The organism is Roseovarius tolerans, assembly GCF_028885395.1.
GTDB classification, from domain to species: Bacteria; Pseudomonadota; Alphaproteobacteria; order Rhodobacterales; family Rhodobacteraceae; genus Roseovarius; species Roseovarius tolerans.
In genome coordinates, this window is record NZ_CP118494.1 from 2,858,304 (window position 1) to 2,875,790 (window position 17,487).

Sequence of the window (17,487 nt, forward strand, 5' to 3'; positions counted from 1 at the left end):
GAGAAAGACAATGAGCGACAATATCTACAAAGACCTCAAGCAATTGGGCGGCACAACGCAGGTACCTCAACACCCCGAAGAGGCGGTGCTGGAACGGGTCTCCAACCCGCAGTCTGACACCGTCTATAACGTGCGCTTTACCGCGCCCGAATTCACCTCGCTTTGCCCGATGACCGGCCAGCCCGACTTTGCCCATCTGGTGATCGACTACGTGCCGGGTGCCTGGCTGGTTGAGAGCAAGTCGCTCAAACTCTACCTCACCTCTTTCCGAAATCACGGGGCCTTCCACGAGGATTGCACAATCACCATCGCCCGGCGTCTGGTCGAGTTTCTCGATCCTCAATGGTTGCGCATCGGCGGCTACTGGTATCCCCGCGGCGGTATCCCGATCGACGTGTTCTGGCAAACCGGGCCCATGCCCGAGGGCGTATGGATCCCCGATCAGGGCGTGCCGCCTTATCGCGGGCGGGGATAAGCGCGGGCTTGGGCCTGTTGCAAACCTTGGATTGACGCACCCGCGCGATGCGCGGCTCACGCAAATGTCAGCTCCAAGCCAAACGCAACTCCCCACAAAAAAGGCCCGCGCATCACACGCGGGCCCCATCCAACCTAGGCGGTGCCGCGCTTCACCCCGCGCTCGCACCCTCTTTCTTCTTGCCCTTGGATTCCGCGTAGATGATCAGCGGTGCCGCGTCCGAGTTCACAGCCTCCTCGTTGACGACCACCTCTTCGACATTCTCCAGGCTCGGCAGATCGAACATCGTGTCGAGCAGAATATCCTCGAGGATCGAGCGCAGGCCCCGCGCACCGGTCTTGCGCGCAATCGCGCGTTTCGCGATCGCGGTCAGCGCATCATCGGTAAAGCTGAGCTGCGCCCCCTCCAGTTCGAACAACCGCTGATACTGCTTCACCAACGCGTTCTTGGGCTGCGTCAGGATCGTCACCAGCGCGTCCTCGTCGAGATCCTCCAGCGTCGCCAGAACCGGCAAACGCCCGACAAATTCCGGAATCAGACCGAACTTAAGCAGATCCTCCGGCTCCAGATCAGTAAAGATTTCACCGACGCCCCGCTCGTCATTGCCGCGCACATCGGCACCAAAGCCCATTGCGCTGCCCTTGCCACGCTGCGCAATGATCTTGTCGAGCCCGGCAAAGGCCCCGCCGCAGATGAACAGGATATTGGTGGTGTCCACCTGCAGGAATTCCTGCTGCGGATGCTTGCGACCGCCCTGCGGCGGCACCGCGGCGACGGTGCCCTCCATAAGCTTTAGCAGAGCCTGCTGCACCCCCTCGCCCGACACGTCGCGGGTGATCGACGGGTTCTCGCTCTTGCGGGTGATCTTGTCGACCTCGTCGATATAGACGATGCCGCGCTGCGCGCGCTCGACGTTGTATTCGGACGACTGCAACAGCTTGAGGATGATGTTTTCTACATCCTCGCCCACGTATCCCGCCTCGGTCAGCGTCGTGGCATCGGCCATCGTGAAGGGCACATCGAGGATGCGTGCCAGCGTCTGCGCCAGCAGCGTCTTGCCACAGCCGGTGGGGCCGATCAGCAGGATATTCGACTTCGACAGCTCGATATCGCTCTTGCCGGAATTGTTCAGGCGCTTGTAATGGTTGTGCACCGCGACCGACAGCACCCGCTTGGCCATCGCCTGCCCGATCACATAGTCATCAAGCACCTGACAGATGTCATGCGGCGTCGGCACACCCTCGCTCGATTTCAGCCCCGCGCTCTTGGTTTCCTCGCGGATGATGTCCATGCAAAGCTCGACGCATTCATCGCAGATGAACACGGTCGGCCCGGCGATGAGCTTGCGCACCTCGTGCTGGCTCTTGCCGCAAAAGCTGCAATAAAGCGTGTTTTTGCTGTCGCCGCCGGAATTCGTTGCCATCACGTACCTTTCAGACCCTGCGCCGCTATGCGTCATGCGGCCCGGTCAGGGCCTTTGCTCTGTCTTTCGTGTCTCCCACCAGCTTAGGACAGGCGGAAAAGCACCACAATCCGAAAATCGCGGCACCCCGGTCCGGGTGCCGAGATCGCCTTATTTTTCCTCGTCGTCGCCGGTGGCGCGGCTCTCGACGATCTCGTCGATCAGACCCCAGTCCTTGGCCTCTTCGGGCGACATGAAATTGTCACGCTCCAGTGCATCCACCACCTTCTTCATGGTCTGGCCGGTATGCTTGACATAGATCTCGTTCAGCCGGTCCTTCAGCTTCTGGGTTTCCTTGGCGTGGATCATGATATCCGTCGCCTGGCCCTGATAGCCGCCCGAAGGCTGGTGCACCATCACCCGGCTGTTAGGCAGCGAGAACCGCATGCCCGGCGCGCCCGCCGTCAGCAAGAGCGATCCCATGCTCGCCGCCTGCCCCACGACCAGCGTGCTGACCTTGGGCTTGATATATTGCATCGTGTCATAGATCGACAGGCCGCTCGTCACCACACCGCCGGGGCTGTTGATATACATGCTGATTTCCTTCGACGGGTTCTCCGCCTCCAGATGCAACAACTGCGCCACGATCAGGCTCGACATGCCATCATGCACCGGGCCGCTTAGAAAGATGATCCGCTCCTTGAGGAGGCGCGAGAAGATGTCATAGGCGCGTTCCCCCCGGCTGGTCTGCTCGACGACCATCGGCACGAGGGTGTTCATATAGGTATCCATAGGGTCGTTCATCGGGGCCCGCCTGCTGTTTTGCCCGGGCCTGCCTGCCCGGGTCGATGGGATTTGCCGACCGTAGCCGGTCAGTTGCTAAAGCCGACATTCCCCAAATGGCCTGCCGCTTGAAGCGAAAATTGCCTGACAGGGCCCAGTGGGTCAAGCGTATTGTGCTCGTGATGGCCGCGACTGCCGTGCGAGGACGCCGATTTGGGCGGATCGGGCCGTGAACCGGCGTCATCCTGCGGCAACGACTGCGTTTTTCAGCGCGGCAGGCGGACCTGTCCAGCCGCTTTCGTTCGGTTTGGGCCTGGTTTTTTTCACGCGCATGAGGGTGGCGCTCGCAATCGGTGGATCGCGGCAAGAATGGCGCGGACCATCGGGCCGGTGACCGCGACTTCGGCAAGCTGGAAGGTGATGGCGCGGGCGTGACGCACGACGCGGGCCCCCATCTTGATCAGCTTGAGCTGGAGGGATGTCAGCGACCAGTCAGCCATGGCCTCTGGGAGCTCGATGCAGCGCAGGAACGTTGCCAAGTTGTAGGCAAGGGCGTGCAGTTGCAGCCGGACCTCGTTGTCACGAAACCGCTTGCATGACAGCCGCGTCCAGCGGAAGGCGTATTTGCCTTCCTTGATATGCTGCTCGGCGGTGCCACGCTGGTTGTAGAAGCGCACCACCCAGTCCGGGTCCATCGGCATATTGGTGACGATGAAGCCGACTTTTGGGAACAGCTCGCCCGGATGCCATTCGATCTTGGCGATCACCCGGCGTGGCTTATCCCAGCTTTGCGCCTGATACTCGATGTCCTCGTAGATGCGCTTGACCTTGGTCAGCGACGGACGCCCCACAGGCCGGGCCAGTTGATGCGCGATCTTCTCCTTGAGCACTGCATTGGAGGGCAACCGGATGGTGTAGAAATAGCCCGTCTCTTCCAGCCGCGCGTAGATCGCAGGGATCGCATAGGCGGCGTCGGCACGGAAGAAGCGCATGAGGTCGCGCTTGGCATATCGGGCGATGACAGGATCGAGCACATCCTGCCAGCCGTCAGCACTGTGGACGTTGCCATTGCGCAGGGCACAGCGCTCCAGCATGCCGAACTGGTTGAACAGGAAGTTTGGGTGATAGCAGGTGCAGTCAAAATGCCCGTTCCAGGCCGAGCCCTCCTGGTCGCCATGGGTGGGGCTGACAGAGCTGTCCATGTCCAGCACGATATACTTCAGCCCGTTGCGGTCGTGGAAGCGGTCGATCCATTGGCCGTTCAGGTCTGCCAACGCCGCCCGGTTCTCAGCCAAGGCCAGCGTCTCGGTCTCGAACCGCCCCATTTGCGAGGCCGAGGCAGCCTGTGTATCGACAGCCCGACCACCGACAACCTGACGCATCACGGGATCGAGCGCGAGACGGTCGGCATCGTTGACGTCCTCGTATCCGGCCAGCCGCCCGAACACTGACTGCCGGAACAGCCCGTCGAGCCGATGGACGGTGTTCTTGCCGGTGCGGTTATCGCGTAGCGCCTCTGACGCAAGGCCCGACAGCCCGAGCGCGTCATCGAGCTCGCGCATCACCAGCAAGCCGCCGTCCGAACTGATCTGCGCACCCCGGAACTCCAGCCGCACGCGGCGGTCGAAATCGACCCGATCACCCCGATCCGAACTCGCACCCTCTGGGTGATCCATAAAACACGTCCCTCTCAGCCATCAACACTATGATTTATATAGGAAATAACGAGTTCAGGACAGCGAAATCACAGATTTACTTGGGGAATGCGGGTAAAGGAGTCTTAGTGTCGCGCCCAAGGGGCTGCAAGGGCGTCGCATTAATTTGTGGCACGCGGCCGCGCTGCCGTCGCTTTCCCCGCCACAGCCGCTCACTTTTTCGCGCAGACGTCCGCACATGTTTTGCAGAATGCGGAAAAACGCCCTAAATACCACTCCAACGCTCTCAATGGATGCACATGTCATGCCCCTGCCCGTTCTCGATGACCAGATCTCCCCCGAAGAAATGGACCGCATGGTCGAAAACGCGACCACGGCGGCCAATTTCCTCAAGGCGATCAGCCACGAAGGGCGGTTGATGATTCTGTGTCATCTGGTCTCAGGCGAGAAATCCGTGACCGAGTTGGAGGAATTGCTTTCGGCCCGGCAGGCGGCGGTTTCGCAACAGCTGTCGCGCCTGCGCCTCGAAGGGCTGGTGAGCACCCGGCGCGAGGGCAAGGCCATCTATTACAGCCTTGCCGATGAACGCCCGCGCCGCGTGCTCGAAGTGGTCTATGACCTCTTTTGCGCCCCCGACGCGCAGGGGCGCAATGGCTGATCAGGCGGCCTCCACGGTCTTGTCCACCGCATAGGGCGCAAACGCATCATCCACATCCGTGTGGTTCACATGGTTGGAATAGTTGCTGATCGTCTTGACGGCCATCGCCAGGATGATCTCCAGCACGTGGATATCGGAATAGCCTGCGGATTTGAACGCCTCGGCCTCGGCCTTGGTCGGCAGGCCGCGCGTCTCCCACATGTGATGGGTGAACCGGCGCAACGCCTCCAGTTTTTCATCGTCCAGCGATCTACCGTCGCGCAGCGCCTGCGTATGCGCCTCCGACAGCTTCGAGACATTGATCGCCAGCATCGAATGCGCGGCGGTGCAATAGTCACAGCCATTCGCCAGCGAGATGGTCAGAAACACGACCTCCTGCTCCGGCGGCGTGAAATTGGCCTGCTCGCGGAAATGCGCATAGCCGTGCAGATAGGTGCTCAGCAGGCCCGGATTGACGGCCATGCCGCGATACATGTTCGGCACGAAACCCAGCTTTTCACGGGCCCCGTCCAACAACTCCTTGGCCAGACCATCGGCCGTCTCGTCACTCACGGGGGTGGCGTCCACCTTGAATTCAGCAGTCATTTGACCCTCCTTTGCTTGCGGTCAAACCCAAGGTAATCTGGGCCCGTGTTGGATGAAACCGCCGCACCGTTCACCTAAGTGTGAGGCCGGTGCGCAGGCGCAGAGCGGCCTGTGCGGCGCAACACGGCTGCCGCACGGGCCACTCCATGCGTCGCATTCCCCCATTTCCCGCGCGGCCCCCACATGCTACCCAAGCGCCGATATCGGAAAGGACCCCGTGATGAGCCACGAAATCCGCCTCGCCTTCGAGCATCCCGCCGCGCGCGCCTCGGCCACGGCCCCCGATGGGCCGCTCGATCGCATTTCGGTGCGCGATCACACTGTCGAGGTGGAGATCGGTGCCTTTCAGGCCGAGCGCGGCACCACGCAGCGGATCTGCTTCAACGTGGTGGTCGAGGTGCGCCCGATGACCGGCACGCTCGACGACGATGTCGACCGCATCCTGTCCTATGACAAGGTGACCGAGGCGATCACCGCCGAGTTGGCCGAGGAACGGCTCAACCTTCTGGAAACGCTGGCCGAACGCATCGCCGAACGCATCCTGTGGGAGCCGCAGGCGGTCCGCACCTTCGTGCGTATCGAGAAACTCGACCGCGGCCCCGGCGCGCTCGGGGTCGAGATCGTCCGCTCGGTCGATGATCTGGCCACCAAGCCCGCCAGCCCGCATCACGACACAGCACCGCATCCGCATGTGGTGTTCCTGACCAACGCGGCGGTGCGTTCGCCCAACCTGCCGCGCTGGCTCGATCAGCTCGAGGCGCGGGCAGAGCCGGTGATCCTCTGCGTCGGCCGCCCCGACGTGGACAGCCCCAAGACCGGACACCGCATGACACAGCGCCGGGTCGACCTGCTAGCAATGGAACAGAACGCCTGGGTTCTGGCGGGCCGTGATGACCGCTGCGTCGTGGTCGCCACCCGCACCGAACTCGACTGGGCGATGAAGAACGGCCAGATCAGCGTCTGGGCCCCGTCCAAGATCGTGCTCGACGCCGTCGACGGCCCCACCGTCGGCCCCGACAAGCCGGTCGATCTTGCCGCGTGGTTTGCTGGCCATATCGAGGCCTCGGACCTGCTGCTCATAGGCGAGGCCCCGCCGTCCTCCTGCGACGTGCCGGTGCTCATTCAGGACATCGCCCGCTCCGGCCTGTGATGCTCTATTACCGCCCCATCCCCCGCACCGACCCCGCCCGCCCCGAGGATGCCCTGCCGCTCGCGGGCGGCTGGTGCTGGTTCGACACGGTCGAGGTGCTGGCGCGCGACGCCGCCCCGCGGCTGATGCCCGCCCGCGACCTGCCCGAGACGGCGATGACCCGTCTCACCGCGCCCCGCGCGCCCATAGCCTCTCTCGACATGACCGCGCCGCAGATCATGGGCATCCTCAACGTCACCCCCGACAGCTTTTCCGACGGCGGCCAGCATTTCGATCCCACGCAGGCCTTGGCTCATGCCCATGCCATGACCCGCGCCGGGGCTGCGATCCTGGATGTGGGCGGCGAATCCACCCGACCCGGTGCCGCCCCGGTCCAGATCGACGACGAAATCCGCCGCACCGCGCCAGTGATCGCCGCCATCCGCGCCGAGATCGCGACGCCCATCTCCATCGACACCCGCAAGACCCCCGTGGCGCAAGAGGCCGCGCGCGTCGGGGCCAATCTGATCAACGACGTGGCAGGCTTCACCTTCGACCCCGCCCTCGCGCCCTTCGCCTCGCAGCACGCCCTGCCGGTCTGCGTCATGCACGCGCAAGGCAGCCCCGAGACCATGCAGCGCGACCCACGCTATGACGACGTGACGCTCGACGTCTATGACTGGCTCGGGCAGCGCGTGGAGGCGCTCATCGCCCTCGGCATCCCGCGCGGGCGCATCGTCGTCGATCCCGGCATCGGCTTCGGCAAGACCCAAGCGCACAACCTGCGCCTGCTGCAAAATCTCTCGCTCTTTCACGGATTCGGCTGCCCGGTCCTTCTGGGGGCCTCGCGCAAACGCTTCATCGGCGACATCAGCCACACGCCGCAGGCCTCCGACCGCATTCCCGGCTCCCTCGCCGTGGCGCTCGGCGGCGTTGCCCAAGGCGTGCAGATCCTGCGCGTCCATGACGTCCCTGAAACCCGCGCAGCCCTCGACCTATGGCGCGCCGTCACCTTCGCGGCCCGCTGATCACCTGTTTTGATCTCGATCTGAACGCAGCATTTATCCACAGGTCTTACCCGGTTTCTTTAGAAAACCTGACAGCACCAGGCGTTGTCCCCGCCCATGTGACACTGGGCTGTGATATACGCCAACTTCCCCGGCTCAGCCCCGCGCGAACACCCGCCGCAAGGCGCGCCATTGGCTGATCGCCACGCCCCCCAGAATAAGGCTCATCGCCACCAGCATGCTCGGTGGCAACGGTTCGAACAGCACTGCCGCCCCGAGGATCACCGACCAGACCGGCACCATGTAATTGACCAGCCCGAAAAAGCTCGGCCCCGCCTCGCGATTGACCTGCACCAGCAGCAGTTGCGCCACCCCGGTGGGCAAGATTCCAAGATAGAGCAAGGCCAGAAAACTCTTTGCACTCAATGTAGTTGGCAGCCCTTCTTGAAGCAGCGCATAGGGCAGGATGATCACTGCCCCGATCAGCAGCACGGTGGCCGCCAGGGCCAGCCGGTCCACTTCGGGGCAAAGCCGCGTGGCGATGGTGCCCATGGCATAGCAGCCCGCCACACCAAGGCATGCCAACCTTGCCAATGATTCCAAATCCTTGCCGGTCGAAGCGAATGCGTCAGGCCCGATCAGCACAACCACCCCGACGGTTCCCATGACGAAGCCCACCAGCTTGCGCAGGCTCATCCGTTCACCCGGCACCAGAAAATGCGCCAGCGGCAGGATCAGGAGCGGCACCGCCGCCATGCAGACCCCGGCAAAGCCAGACGCCACCGATTGCTGCGCCCAGGCCAGAAGGGAAAACGGGATAACGTTTGAAAACAATGCCATGAAGCCCGAAAACGCCCAGATCATGCGCCCGTTGGGCTGGCGCGGATCCGGCAGAGACCGCCCCTTCAGCCGCACCAGTGCAAGCAGAAAAACCGCCCCAAGTGTGATCCGCGTCGCCGCGATCATCAGCGGCCCGGTGTCGCGCAGCGCCACCGAGATGAACATGAAAGACGCCCCCCAAATCAACCCGAGCGCTCCGATCCGGAGGAAGTTTATGGGCGCGATTTCAATAATTTGACCAATCCTCGACTGATGGGAGACAGCCCTGTGACCGGATGCCTCGGTTGACGGGACGGTTGGGCGATGCAGGTGGGGCGGTTGTGAAACGAAAGGAGGACCATCATGGATATCTATCTGTTACCCGGGCTGGCCCTGATCACACTGGTAGTGGTGCTGATACTGGCCTTGCGCAGCAAGCGCAAAACCGATGAACGGCGCAAATCCGCGGAGACCCCCAAGAGTGCCCTCGCGCGGGACGGTGATGCCCACAAGAAGGCTCCGTAAACAGGACGCGATCCGGCCCATGCAAGGGGCCGGATCGGGCTTTGTGAGTCGGGACTCAGTTCTTCTCGCGATCGACCATCTTGCCCGCGCTGATCCACGGCATCATGCCGCGCAGCTTCTCGCCGACTTCCTCGATCTGATGCGCGTCGTTCATCCGGCGTGTGCCCTTGAAGAACGGCTGACCGACGGTGTTCTCGGTCATGAAATCACGCACGAACTTGCCCGTCTGGATGTCGTGCAGGATCGCCTTCATCTCTTTCTTGGTCTGCTCGTAGGGCAGCACGCGCGGCCCGCTGACATATTCGCCATACTCGGCCGTGTTCGAGATCGAGTAATTCATGTTAGCAATGCCGCCCTCGTAGATCAGGTCGACGATCAGCTTCACCTCGTGCAGGCACTCAAAATACGCCATTTCAGGTGCGTAGCCCGCCTCGACCAGCGTCTCAAAGCCCATGCGGATCAGTTCCACCAGACCACCGCAGAGCACGGCCTGCTCGCCGAAGAGATCGGTTTCGCATTCCTCGCGGAAATTGGTCTCGATGATCCCCGAGCGCCCGCCACCGATGGCCGAACAGTAGGAAAGCCCGATTTCCAGCGCCTTGCCCGAGGCATCGTTGTTCACCGCTACAAGGCAGGGCACGCCGCCACCCTTGACATATTCGCCGCGCACGGTGTGGCCGGGGCCCTTGGGGGCCATCATGATGACGTCCACGCCCTCTTTCGGCTCGATCAGGCCGAAATGGATATTCAACCCGTGGGCAAAGGCAATCGCCGCGCCGGGCTTGATGTTGTCATGCACGTATTTGCGATAGGTCTCGCCCTGCAACTCGTCGGGCATGGTGAACATCATCAGGTCGCACCAAGCCGCCGCCTCGGCGATACCCATGACCTTGAGGCCCTCACCTTCGGCCTTCTTCGCCGATGCCGACCCTTCGCGCAGCGCGACAACGAGGTTTTTCGCGCCCGAATCCCGCAGGTTCAGCGCATGAGCATGGCCCTGGCTGCCATAGCCCAGAATGGCGACCTTCTTGTCCTTGATCAGGTTGATGTCGCAGTCACGATCATAATACACGCGCATGGCGTTCTCCTTTTTGCTTGACTGGCGTCAGGATAGGCCGTTGCCGCAGATTAGGGGATCAAAAGCGATTTTATTTGCTTATTTCTCGTGATATTCATTCGTTTTATTACCTAATGGATAAAATTTCATGCTCGACGACACGGATCGGCGTATCCTGCGCCACTATCAGCACGCCCCCCATCTCGGCCCCGCGGAACTGGCAGACCTTGCGGGCGTCACCCCCGCAACCTGCGCCCGGCGGCTCGACCGGATGCAGGCCACGGGCGTGATCCGCGCCAATCGCGCGGTGATCGACTGGCGCGCGCTCGGCTACGAGGTGGAGGTTTCCTTGCGCATCACCCTCGACAAGACGCAGGTCCGCGCCTTTGACGAATTCATGGAGGCCGCGAGAAACGTGTCGGAAGTCATTGAAATACAAACATTTCTTGGCCGCGTCGATCTGCGCCTCTCGGTCATAGCGCGCGACATGGCGCATTATCAGGATCTCTACCGCCGCGCCATCCTGACCCTGCCGCATATCGCCGATATCGAGGCGTTGATGCATGTGGCACGGATCAAGTCCGACGAGGTGCTGCCGGTATGATCGACCTCGATACCACCGATCGGCTGATCCTGCGCGCGCTCACCGAAGACGCGACCCAATCGGCAAGCGCCATCGGCCGCCGCCTCGGCCTCTCGCAGCCCGCCGCGTGGCGGCGCATCCGCAAGCTGCAAGACAGCGGCGTCATCAAGGCGCAACGCCTTGATCTCGATCACGAAAAACTGGGGTTCGGCGTCACTGTCTTTCTCGGTGTGAAGCTCGCCACCAAGGGGCGTGTCAGCCTCGAGGATTTCGAACGCGCGGTCTCGGCCATCCCCGAGGTGCAGACGGTCGAACATATCCTCGGGCTTTACGACTACCGCCTGCGCGTCGTGGCGCGTGACATCTCGGATTTTGAGCGCGTGTTGCGCCGCCGGATCATGACCTTGCCCGGTGTCGGCAACGTCGAGGCGAATGTGCTCTTGTCCGAGGAACGCCGCCCCGGCCCCATCGGCTAGCCCCGAGACTGGACATCCCCGGGCCTGCACTGCATCTTGGCCGCAACCCAACAGGAGACGCCCCATGACTGCCCTTCTCGACCATGTCGATCCAGACGGCCTCTTGGAATATTCGGTCGTGTTCACCGACCGCTCGCTCAACCATATGAGCCAATCTTTCCAAACGGTTATGCGCGACATTTCATCCATGCTGAAGGAGGTCTATGCCGCCGATGCGGTCGCGCTCGTGCCCGGCGGCGGCTCTTACGCAATGGAATCCGTGGCCCGGCAATTCGGGCGCGGCGCGCATGCTCTGATCGTGCGCAATGGCTGGTTCTCCTTCCGCTGGAGCCAGATTTTCGACGCGGGCCAGTTCACCTCTGACACCACCGTATGCATGGCGCGTCAGACCGGCAACGGTGCTGCCACGCCCTTTGCCCCCGCCCCGATCGAGGAGGTCACCGCCAAGATCCGCGAGGCGAAACCGGACGTGGTCTTCGCCCCGCATGTGGAAACCTCAGCCGGGCTGATCCTGCCGGATGACTATGTGACAGCCTTGGCCGAGGCCGCACATGAGGTCGGCGCGCTGATGGTGCTCGATTGCATCGCGAGCGGGTGCGCGTGGGTGGACATGAAAGCCACCGGCGTCGACGTGCTGATTTCGGCGCCGCAAAAGGGCTGGTCAGCCTCCCCCTCGGCCGGTCTGGTGATGCTTTCGGCGCGCGCGTTAGCGCGACTGGAGGAGACCACCTCGGACAGTTTCGCGCTCGATCTCAAGAAATGGCGCGCGATCATGCAGACCTATGAGGATGGCGGCCATGCCTATCATGCCACCATGCCCACCGATGCGCTGCGCACCTTCCGCGACACGATGATCGAAACGCGCGACTACGGCTTTGAAAAATTACGCGAGGCGCAATGGGAATTGGGCGACCGGGTGCGCGCGATGCTGGCCGCGCGCGGCGTGACTTCGGTCGCCGCCGAAGGATTTGGCGCGCCGGGGGTGGTGGTCAGCTATACGAGCGATCCCGACATCCAGAACGGCAAAAAATTCGCCGCAGAGGGTATGCAAATCGCCGCCGGCGTGCCCCTGCAGGTGGGCGAACCCGATGGGTTCCGCACCTTCCGGCTGGGCCTCTTCGGGCTGGACAAACTCTACGATGTGCCCGCCGCGTTGAACCGGCTGGAGACAGTGCTCGACCGGGTTTTGTAACCTTCGGGGCTAAAGGCTAATTTTGGCCTGGAGCGGACATACGCACCACCCGCGCGAAACGCACCGAAGGTGCCGCGCGATCGTCATGCCGGAGGCATGCCTCCGGCATGACGCCGTCCCCGCGGCCTGGCGATATGATAGGGCGCGCAACGTGTTGAGTTGAGAATGACTTGGCTGGCATAAAGCACCCACCACGACCGTCACATCGCCAGTCCCCGGCCCGGCGATCACGCGGCCTCTTCTGGCGGGGTGCTATGTCCCCTCCAGGCCAAATCACCCCTACCCTTCGCTTCAGCCCGGCGTCACGGCTCTTTCTCACCCGCGCGCGCCAAGCCCCATCTGCATCAGCGTCTTGCGCACCGGCGCCAATGAGTAGATCGCATCGAGCGCCTGCGCACGCGCATCCCGCAGGGGCTGCGCGCGCATCATCGAAGCCCGGTTGAGCAGGTCAATCCCGGTCACCCGCGCACGCACCTCCAGATGCCGACGCCGGTGATAGGTCTCGAGCATCGCGCGGTCGCCCAGCCTCTCGGGTGCCGCCTCGGCCAGTTCCAGCAACACGCGCATATCGCCAAGCGACATGTTCAGCCCCTGCGCACCAATCGGCGGCACCACATGCGCGGCCTCGGCGACCAGCGCCACGCGCTCGGCACATATCCGTTCAGCCACTTGGCTGATGATCGGCCAGACCGTCCGGCGCGAGGCAAGCGTCAGTGGCCCGAACAGGTGACAGGAGCGGATGTTCATCTCGGCCTCGAAATCCTCCACCGGCAGGGCGGCCAGACGCGCCACCTCCGGCCCCTCCTCCATCCACACGATGGCGGACGAGGGCCGCCCCTCGTGATCGGGCAACGGCACCAGCGTGAACGGCCCGCCGGAGCGATGGATTTCGGTCGAGACATTCTCATGTGGAATCGGATGGGTGACCGCGAAGGCCAGCGCCTTTTGCCCATAGCGTGTGGTCTTGACCTCGACCCCCGCCGCCTCGCGGATGGGCGAATTGCGCCCGTCGGCGGCGATCACCAGCCGACACCGCACACGAGTGCCATCGCTCAGCCCGACGCGCGCCTCGCTCTCACGAGTGAAAAGCGTGGTCGTGCCGGTGCCGGGGCGGAATGTGACCGAAGGCAGGCTTTCCAGATGCGCCACCATTTCGCGGCGCAACAGCCAGTTGGGAAGGTTCCAGCCAAACGGCTTTTCGGAAATATCCGAGGCGTCGAACTCGCGCGTCACACGCGGCTCCGGCACCTCACCGCCCGCATCGACGATCCGCATCACCTGCAGATCGGCGGCATGAGGCGCGAGCCGCGCCCACAGCCCCGCCCGATCCAAAAGGGCCTGTGCTGGCTGCAGAAATGCGGTGGTTCGCAGGTCAGATCCTTCGGCATCGCGAGCGGTAATGGGTGGCGCGGGATCTACGCAAAGCACGGAAAAGCCCGCGCTGCCGAAGATCGACGCCGCAGCAAGACCGGCAACGCCCCCGCCTGAAACCACGATGTCATATTCCGCCTGCGTCATGTCGGCCTCCTCCGGGGCGCGGGCGGCCTCAGCCGCGCGAAATGATAAGCAGCACCACCCACATCAGCGGGACCAGCGCCAGCGCGGGGATATAAAACCCGGGAATACCCCAGAGCGCAACGCTCGTCGCCCACCCGGCGATAAATACCGCGACACTCAGCAGGATCGGGCCGACGGCGGCGGCGTCCGCGTCGTGATGGGCGTGCGGTACGTCGTGCGTGGGCGTGGTGTCGGTCAGGGTCATGAGCGGCCTCATTGTGAAAAGGTGACTGTTTCATTCACGTATTTATGACCGCGCGCCCGTACCGCAAAGGGGCGTTTCGCCGCAGCGCCACAGCGCTCAGACCAGCCGCGCCAGAAACCCACCCAGATCGTCGGTATGGTGATGAATATGCGCGGCCTCAACGCGGTCCGGTGCCACATGCACGGTGCGCATCCCCATGGCATGCGGCGCCGAGAGGTTGCGCGGATCGTCCTCGAACATGGCGGCACGCGCCGCCGCACTGCCGTCGCGCCGCAGCACCGTCTCGAACGCCTCTGCCTCGGGTTTGGGGCGATATTCCGCATGCTCGACGCCGTAGACCGCATCGAATGCGCCGGCCAGCCCACGCCGGTCGATCACCCGCTCGGCATAGGGCGCGGAGCCATTGGTGTAGACGATCCGCCGCCCCGGCAGCGCACGGATGGCCGCACCCAGATCGGCATCGGGTTCCAGATGATCGAGCGAGATGTCATGCACCGCGTGCAGATAGGGACCGGGATCGAGATCATGCAGCCGCATCAGCCCGGCCAGCGTGGTGCCGTGATCGCGCCAATAGGCATGACGCAGCCGGTCGGCCTCGGCATGGCTCACGCGCAGCGTCTCCATCACGAAATGCGTCATCCGCGCCTCGATCTGATCAAAGAGCCGGGCAGAGGGGGGATAGAGCGTGTTATCGAGGTCGAAAACCCATGTCTCGACATGGGTGAAATCCTGTTTCGGCATGGCGCGATCATAGGCGGGCGCGACAATGGGTGCAATCGGGCAAGGCTTGATCCCGCGCACAATCCGCGTAAGGTCTTGCCTCAACGCAGGAAACGAAACGGAACCGCCCATGAAACCGCCCAGCACCGATGCCTATTCCCTGATCCTCGAGGCGATCGACATCGGCGTGTTCAAGCCCGGCGACCGGCTGGTCGAAAGCGATCTGGCCGAGCGGTTCGGCGTGTCACGCACCCCGATCCGCGAGGCGCTGCAACGGCTTGAGACACAATCCATGCTGACGCGCGACGGGCGCAGCCTGATCGTGGCCTCGCTCGATTACAACCAACTGGCAGAGCTTTACGTGGTGCGCGCCGAACTCGAAGGGCTGGCCGCGGCGCTCGCCGCACGCCACGCCACGCCCGAAGAGGTGCGTGTGCTGCGCGACATGGTCGAGGATGATCGCGCGCTCTTGGGCAAACCGTCTGATATGGCGCGCGCCAACCGGCGCTTTCACAAGCAGATACACCTGTCGTCCCATAACCGCTTTCTGGTGCAGCAGCTTGATCTCGTGCATCGTTCCATGGCGCTTCTGGCGACCACGTCGCTGGCCGCCGTAGGCCGAGACGAAGATGCGCTCAAGGAACATGACGCCATCGTCACCGCGATCGAGGCGCATGACGGCGAGGCGGCGGCACAGGCGCTGCGCGATCACATTTCAAAGGCCTTCGTGACCCGGCTCAAGCTTGATTCCGGCGAGGTCCAGTCGGCCGTCTGAGCCACGCTGCCCGCGTGCCGTCACCGAAAGGCCATGCGCGGTCTTGTCCCAGAAGAACGGCTTGCACACCAGTTCATAGAGCGCCTTGTAGGCCGCCACCGCGCCAAGCGGGGAATAGAAATGCATCACCGGCACCCAGGCGATCAGATGCCGGTGCTTTAGCCGCGCGACAGACACCGCGTGAATACAGGCATTCAACACCTCGACGGTCAGGAAAAGACTGCCGATGGCAGTGAGCACCGCGCGCGGCAGGACCGGGTCGAGCGGGTGCGGCAGACCGAACAGCACCAGCCAGAACGACCACAGCACCGGCGCGAGCAGGACCTGTGACACGGCACTGACGAAATGCGCCTGAAAGCCCCAGAATTTCCACGCCCCCATTTGCGCATGCAGATGCCGGGGCGCCCGCATATGCACCAGATAGGTTGTCATATAACCCTTGAGCCAGCGTGAACGCTGCTTGATCCAGGGCCAGGGGCGGCAATTGGCCTCTTCTTCGGTCACCGTCTCGATCATCTCGGTCCGGTAGCCGTGGCGCGCCAGCCGAAAGCCCAGATCGGCATCCTCGGTCACGTTATGCGCGTCCCACCCGCCCAGCTCCTCCAGCACGTCGCGCCGGAAATAGAGCGTCGTGCCGCCAAGCGGGATAGCCAGCCCGAGCCGCGCCATGCCCGGCAGCATGGTCCGGAACCAGGTCGCGTATTCGATTGTGAAACAGCGCGCGAGCCAGTTTTGCGTCGGGTTATAGTAGTCGAGAATGCCCTGCAGGCAGGCCACCTCGCGCGGGACCTGCTGAAAACGGCGGGCGACCTTGGTGATCTGATCGGGGTCGGGCGCGTCCTCGGCGTCAAAAATGCCGATGATATCGCCCTGGCAGAAATCGAGCGCGTAATTCATCGCGCGCGGCTTGGTGCGCGGCTGCCCGTCCGGCACGACCACGGGCCGCACCCAGGGCGGCAGGTCGATGCCCGCAAGGGTCTGCTGGGTCAGTTGATCCTCTTCCTCCAGCACGAGGATCACGTCGAGCAGGCATTTGGGATAGGTGAGCCGACTCAGGCGCGCGATCAGTGCGTGCGCGATCTCGGTCTCGCGAAAGAGCGGCACGAGGATCGACACGCGCGGCAGGGCCAGATTCGGACGCGGCACGGGCGTCGATCGCGCGCCCGTCAGATGCGCCGTGAACGCAGCTGTCTTGAGCCCCGCCGCGACCACCAGAGTCACCACGGCCCAGCCTGCCAACAGGCCGAACAACGTGACCGGAAAGGTCAGGCACAGCACCACGAGACACAAAAGCGCGGCGAGGGTCAGGCGCAGGCGTCGCGCAGCCGTACCACCCCAGGTGCGGCAGCTTTCGCTTTCAGGCACCCGCGCAGTGGCCAATGCGCGCAACTCCGCCCTGTACTCCTGCGCGAGCCGCGCCTGCACATCCGCACGCGGGGCCATCAGCGCGCGGGCCTCCGCCAGGTCCGGCGGCAGAGCACGGCGCAGGGCGACAAGGCTGTCGCCACCATCGGCCACAATGCGCGGCGCGCCATGCCCGTCCCGGATCGCCAATGCCCCATGCTTCAAGAGCACGCGAGGATCGAGACCGCTATCTATGGTTGGAGAGGTGGCGAGGGCCTCGGGTGTGATCCGTCGGGTGGCCAGATGGCGGGCATGCGCGGCCAGCAGATCATCCTCGCTGGCCAGCCCCTCGGCGCGCAGGATACGGTCGAGCGAGGTGTCGCAATGCCGCCGCATCAGCTCGGCAAGCGCCATGTCCGACGTGCTGACCGTGCCTGCCCGGACCAGTTCGCGCCCCAATGCACCGGTCCGGCGCAGCGTCGCAACCCCATCATCCCAACCCGGCCCCAGCTGGCGCAATTCAGAAATCCCCATGCGGCA

The 17,487-nt window shown here is 63.5% G+C and carries 19 protein-coding genes; 9 read left to right on the forward strand and 10 right to left on the reverse strand.

The genetic code is table 11. The features are described from left to right. Window positions 1–10: 10 nt before the first annotated feature. On the forward strand, window positions 11–475 hold the full coding sequence (gene queF / locus PVU19_RS14100; protein WP_050662836.1) for a preQ(1) synthase: 465 nt from the start codon (window positions 11–13) through the stop codon (window positions 473–475). Between the two features lie 151 nt (window positions 476–626). Here the strand turns inward: queF and clpX are convergent, their stop codons facing one another. The 3 genes from clpX to PVU19_RS14115 all read right to left on the reverse strand — a co-directional run bounded on the left by clpX (window position 627) and on the right by PVU19_RS14115 (window position 4,336). Then, on the reverse strand, window positions 627–1,898 hold the full coding sequence (gene clpX, locus PVU19_RS14105; RefSeq protein ID WP_050662835.1) for an ATP-dependent Clp protease ATP-binding subunit ClpX: 1,272 nt from the start codon (window positions 1,896–1,898) through the stop codon (window positions 627–629). A 150-nt stretch (window positions 1,899–2,048) separates the two neighbouring features. After that, window positions 2,049–2,681, reverse strand: coding sequence for an ATP-dependent Clp protease proteolytic subunit (locus tag PVU19_RS14110; RefSeq protein ID WP_050662834.1), 633 nt, complete (start codon window positions 2,679–2,681; stop codon window positions 2,049–2,051). A gap of 302 nt (window positions 2,682–2,983) precedes the next feature. Then, complete coding sequence (locus PVU19_RS14115; RefSeq protein WP_274789781.1) at window positions 2,984–4,336, reverse strand: IS1380 family transposase; 1,353 nt, start codon at window positions 4,334–4,336, stop codon at window positions 2,984–2,986. Window positions 4,337–4,619: 283 nt separating this feature from the next. Between PVU19_RS14115 and PVU19_RS14120 the strand changes: the two genes are divergently transcribed. Continuing rightward, window positions 4,620–4,973: an ArsR/SmtB family transcription factor gene (locus PVU19_RS14120; RefSeq protein ID WP_074785433.1), complete on the forward strand. Its 354-nt coding sequence runs from the start codon at window positions 4,620–4,622 to the stop codon at window positions 4,971–4,973. Here the strand turns inward: PVU19_RS14120 and PVU19_RS14125 are convergent, their stop codons facing one another. Continuing rightward, entirely contained in the window at window positions 4,974–5,558 is a 585-nt protein-coding gene (locus tag PVU19_RS14125) for a carboxymuconolactone decarboxylase family protein (RefSeq protein WP_274789782.1), read from the reverse strand. A 220-nt stretch (window positions 5,559–5,778) separates the two neighbouring features. On the opposite strand from PVU19_RS14125, the gene PVU19_RS14130 reads away from it, so the two are divergent. Both PVU19_RS14130 and folP read left to right on the forward strand, forming a co-directional pair. Then, window positions 5,779–6,708 carry a dihydroneopterin aldolase gene (locus PVU19_RS14130; RefSeq protein WP_074785284.1) on the forward strand — a complete coding sequence of 310 codons (930 nt, stop codon included), beginning with the start codon at window positions 5,779–5,781 and terminating at the stop codon, window positions 6,706–6,708. Beyond that, window positions 6,708–7,715, forward strand: coding sequence for a dihydropteroate synthase (gene folP, locus PVU19_RS14135; protein WP_274789783.1), 1,008 nt, complete (start codon window positions 6,708–6,710; stop codon window positions 7,713–7,715). The genes PVU19_RS14130 and folP overlap by 1 nt, the downstream gene beginning before the upstream one ends. A 135-nt stretch (window positions 7,716–7,850) precedes the next feature. On the opposite strand, the gene PVU19_RS14140 is transcribed toward folP, so the two are convergent. Continuing rightward, window positions 7,851–8,699, reverse strand: a complete 849-nt coding sequence (locus PVU19_RS14140) for a DMT family transporter (protein WP_235575809.1) — start codon at window positions 8,697–8,699, stop codon at window positions 7,851–7,853. A gap of 177 nt (window positions 8,700–8,876) precedes the next feature. Here PVU19_RS14140 and PVU19_RS14145 point away from each other — a divergent pair, with 177 nt between their 5' ends. Then, on the forward strand, window positions 8,877–9,038 hold the full coding sequence (locus PVU19_RS14145; protein WP_160316363.1) for a hypothetical protein: 162 nt from the start codon (window positions 8,877–8,879) through the stop codon (window positions 9,036–9,038). 55 nt (window positions 9,039–9,093) lie between these two features. Here PVU19_RS14145 and ilvC read toward each other — a convergent pair whose 3' ends face one another. Then, window positions 9,094–10,116, reverse strand: a complete 1,023-nt coding sequence (gene ilvC / locus PVU19_RS14150; RefSeq protein WP_050662886.1) for a ketol-acid reductoisomerase — start codon at window positions 10,114–10,116, stop codon at window positions 9,094–9,096. A 127-nt stretch (window positions 10,117–10,243) separates the two neighbouring features. Between ilvC and PVU19_RS14155 the strand changes: the two genes are divergently transcribed. The 3 genes from PVU19_RS14155 (at window position 10,244) to PVU19_RS14165 (ending at window position 12,346) form a co-directional block, all read left to right on the forward strand. Next, window positions 10,244–10,699 (forward strand): Lrp/AsnC family transcriptional regulator, encoded by a 456-nt coding sequence (locus PVU19_RS14155; protein WP_050662887.1) that lies wholly within the window; start codon window positions 10,244–10,246, stop codon window positions 10,697–10,699. Continuing rightward, window positions 10,696–11,154, forward strand: a complete 459-nt coding sequence (locus tag PVU19_RS14160; RefSeq protein WP_050662888.1) for an Lrp/AsnC family transcriptional regulator — start codon at window positions 10,696–10,698, stop codon at window positions 11,152–11,154. Before PVU19_RS14155 ends, PVU19_RS14160 begins: the two co-directional genes overlap by 4 nt. 64 nt (window positions 11,155–11,218) lie before the next feature. Continuing rightward, the gene (locus PVU19_RS14165) at window positions 11,219–12,346 is read left to right on the forward strand and encodes an aminotransferase class V-fold PLP-dependent enzyme (protein ID WP_050662889.1); all 1,128 of its coding nucleotides are present in this window, start codon (window positions 11,219–11,221) and stop codon (window positions 12,344–12,346) included. 315 nt (window positions 12,347–12,661) lie between these two features. Here the strand turns inward: PVU19_RS14165 and PVU19_RS14170 are convergent, their stop codons facing one another. The 3 genes from PVU19_RS14170 to PVU19_RS14180 form a co-directional block, all read right to left on the reverse strand. Further along, the gene (locus tag PVU19_RS14170; protein ID WP_050662890.1) at window positions 12,662–13,864 is read right to left on the reverse strand and encodes a UbiH/UbiF family hydroxylase; all 1,203 of its coding nucleotides are present in this window, start codon (window positions 13,862–13,864) and stop codon (window positions 12,662–12,664) included. 28 nt (window positions 13,865–13,892) lie between these two features. Further along, window positions 13,893–14,108: a hypothetical protein gene (locus PVU19_RS14175; protein WP_050662891.1), complete on the reverse strand. Its 216-nt coding sequence runs from the start codon at window positions 14,106–14,108 to the stop codon at window positions 13,893–13,895. Window positions 14,109–14,204: 96 nt separating this feature from the next. Next, complete coding sequence (locus PVU19_RS14180) at window positions 14,205–14,849, reverse strand: pyrimidine 5'-nucleotidase (RefSeq protein WP_050662922.1); 645 nt, start codon at window positions 14,847–14,849, stop codon at window positions 14,205–14,207. 109 nt (window positions 14,850–14,958) lie between these two features. On the opposite strand from PVU19_RS14180, the gene PVU19_RS14185 reads away from it, so the two are divergent. Then, the gene (locus tag PVU19_RS14185; RefSeq protein WP_050662892.1) at window positions 14,959–15,603 is read left to right on the forward strand and encodes a GntR family transcriptional regulator; all 645 of its coding nucleotides are present in this window, start codon (window positions 14,959–14,961) and stop codon (window positions 15,601–15,603) included. On the opposite strand, the gene PVU19_RS14190 is transcribed toward PVU19_RS14185, so the two are convergent. Continuing rightward, complete coding sequence (locus tag PVU19_RS14190) at window positions 15,544–17,481, reverse strand: glycosyltransferase (RefSeq protein ID WP_082237614.1); 1,938 nt, start codon at window positions 17,479–17,481, stop codon at window positions 15,544–15,546. The two genes, PVU19_RS14185 and PVU19_RS14190, sit on opposite strands and share 60 nt — an antisense overlap. Window positions 17,482–17,487 lie beyond the last annotated feature (6 nt).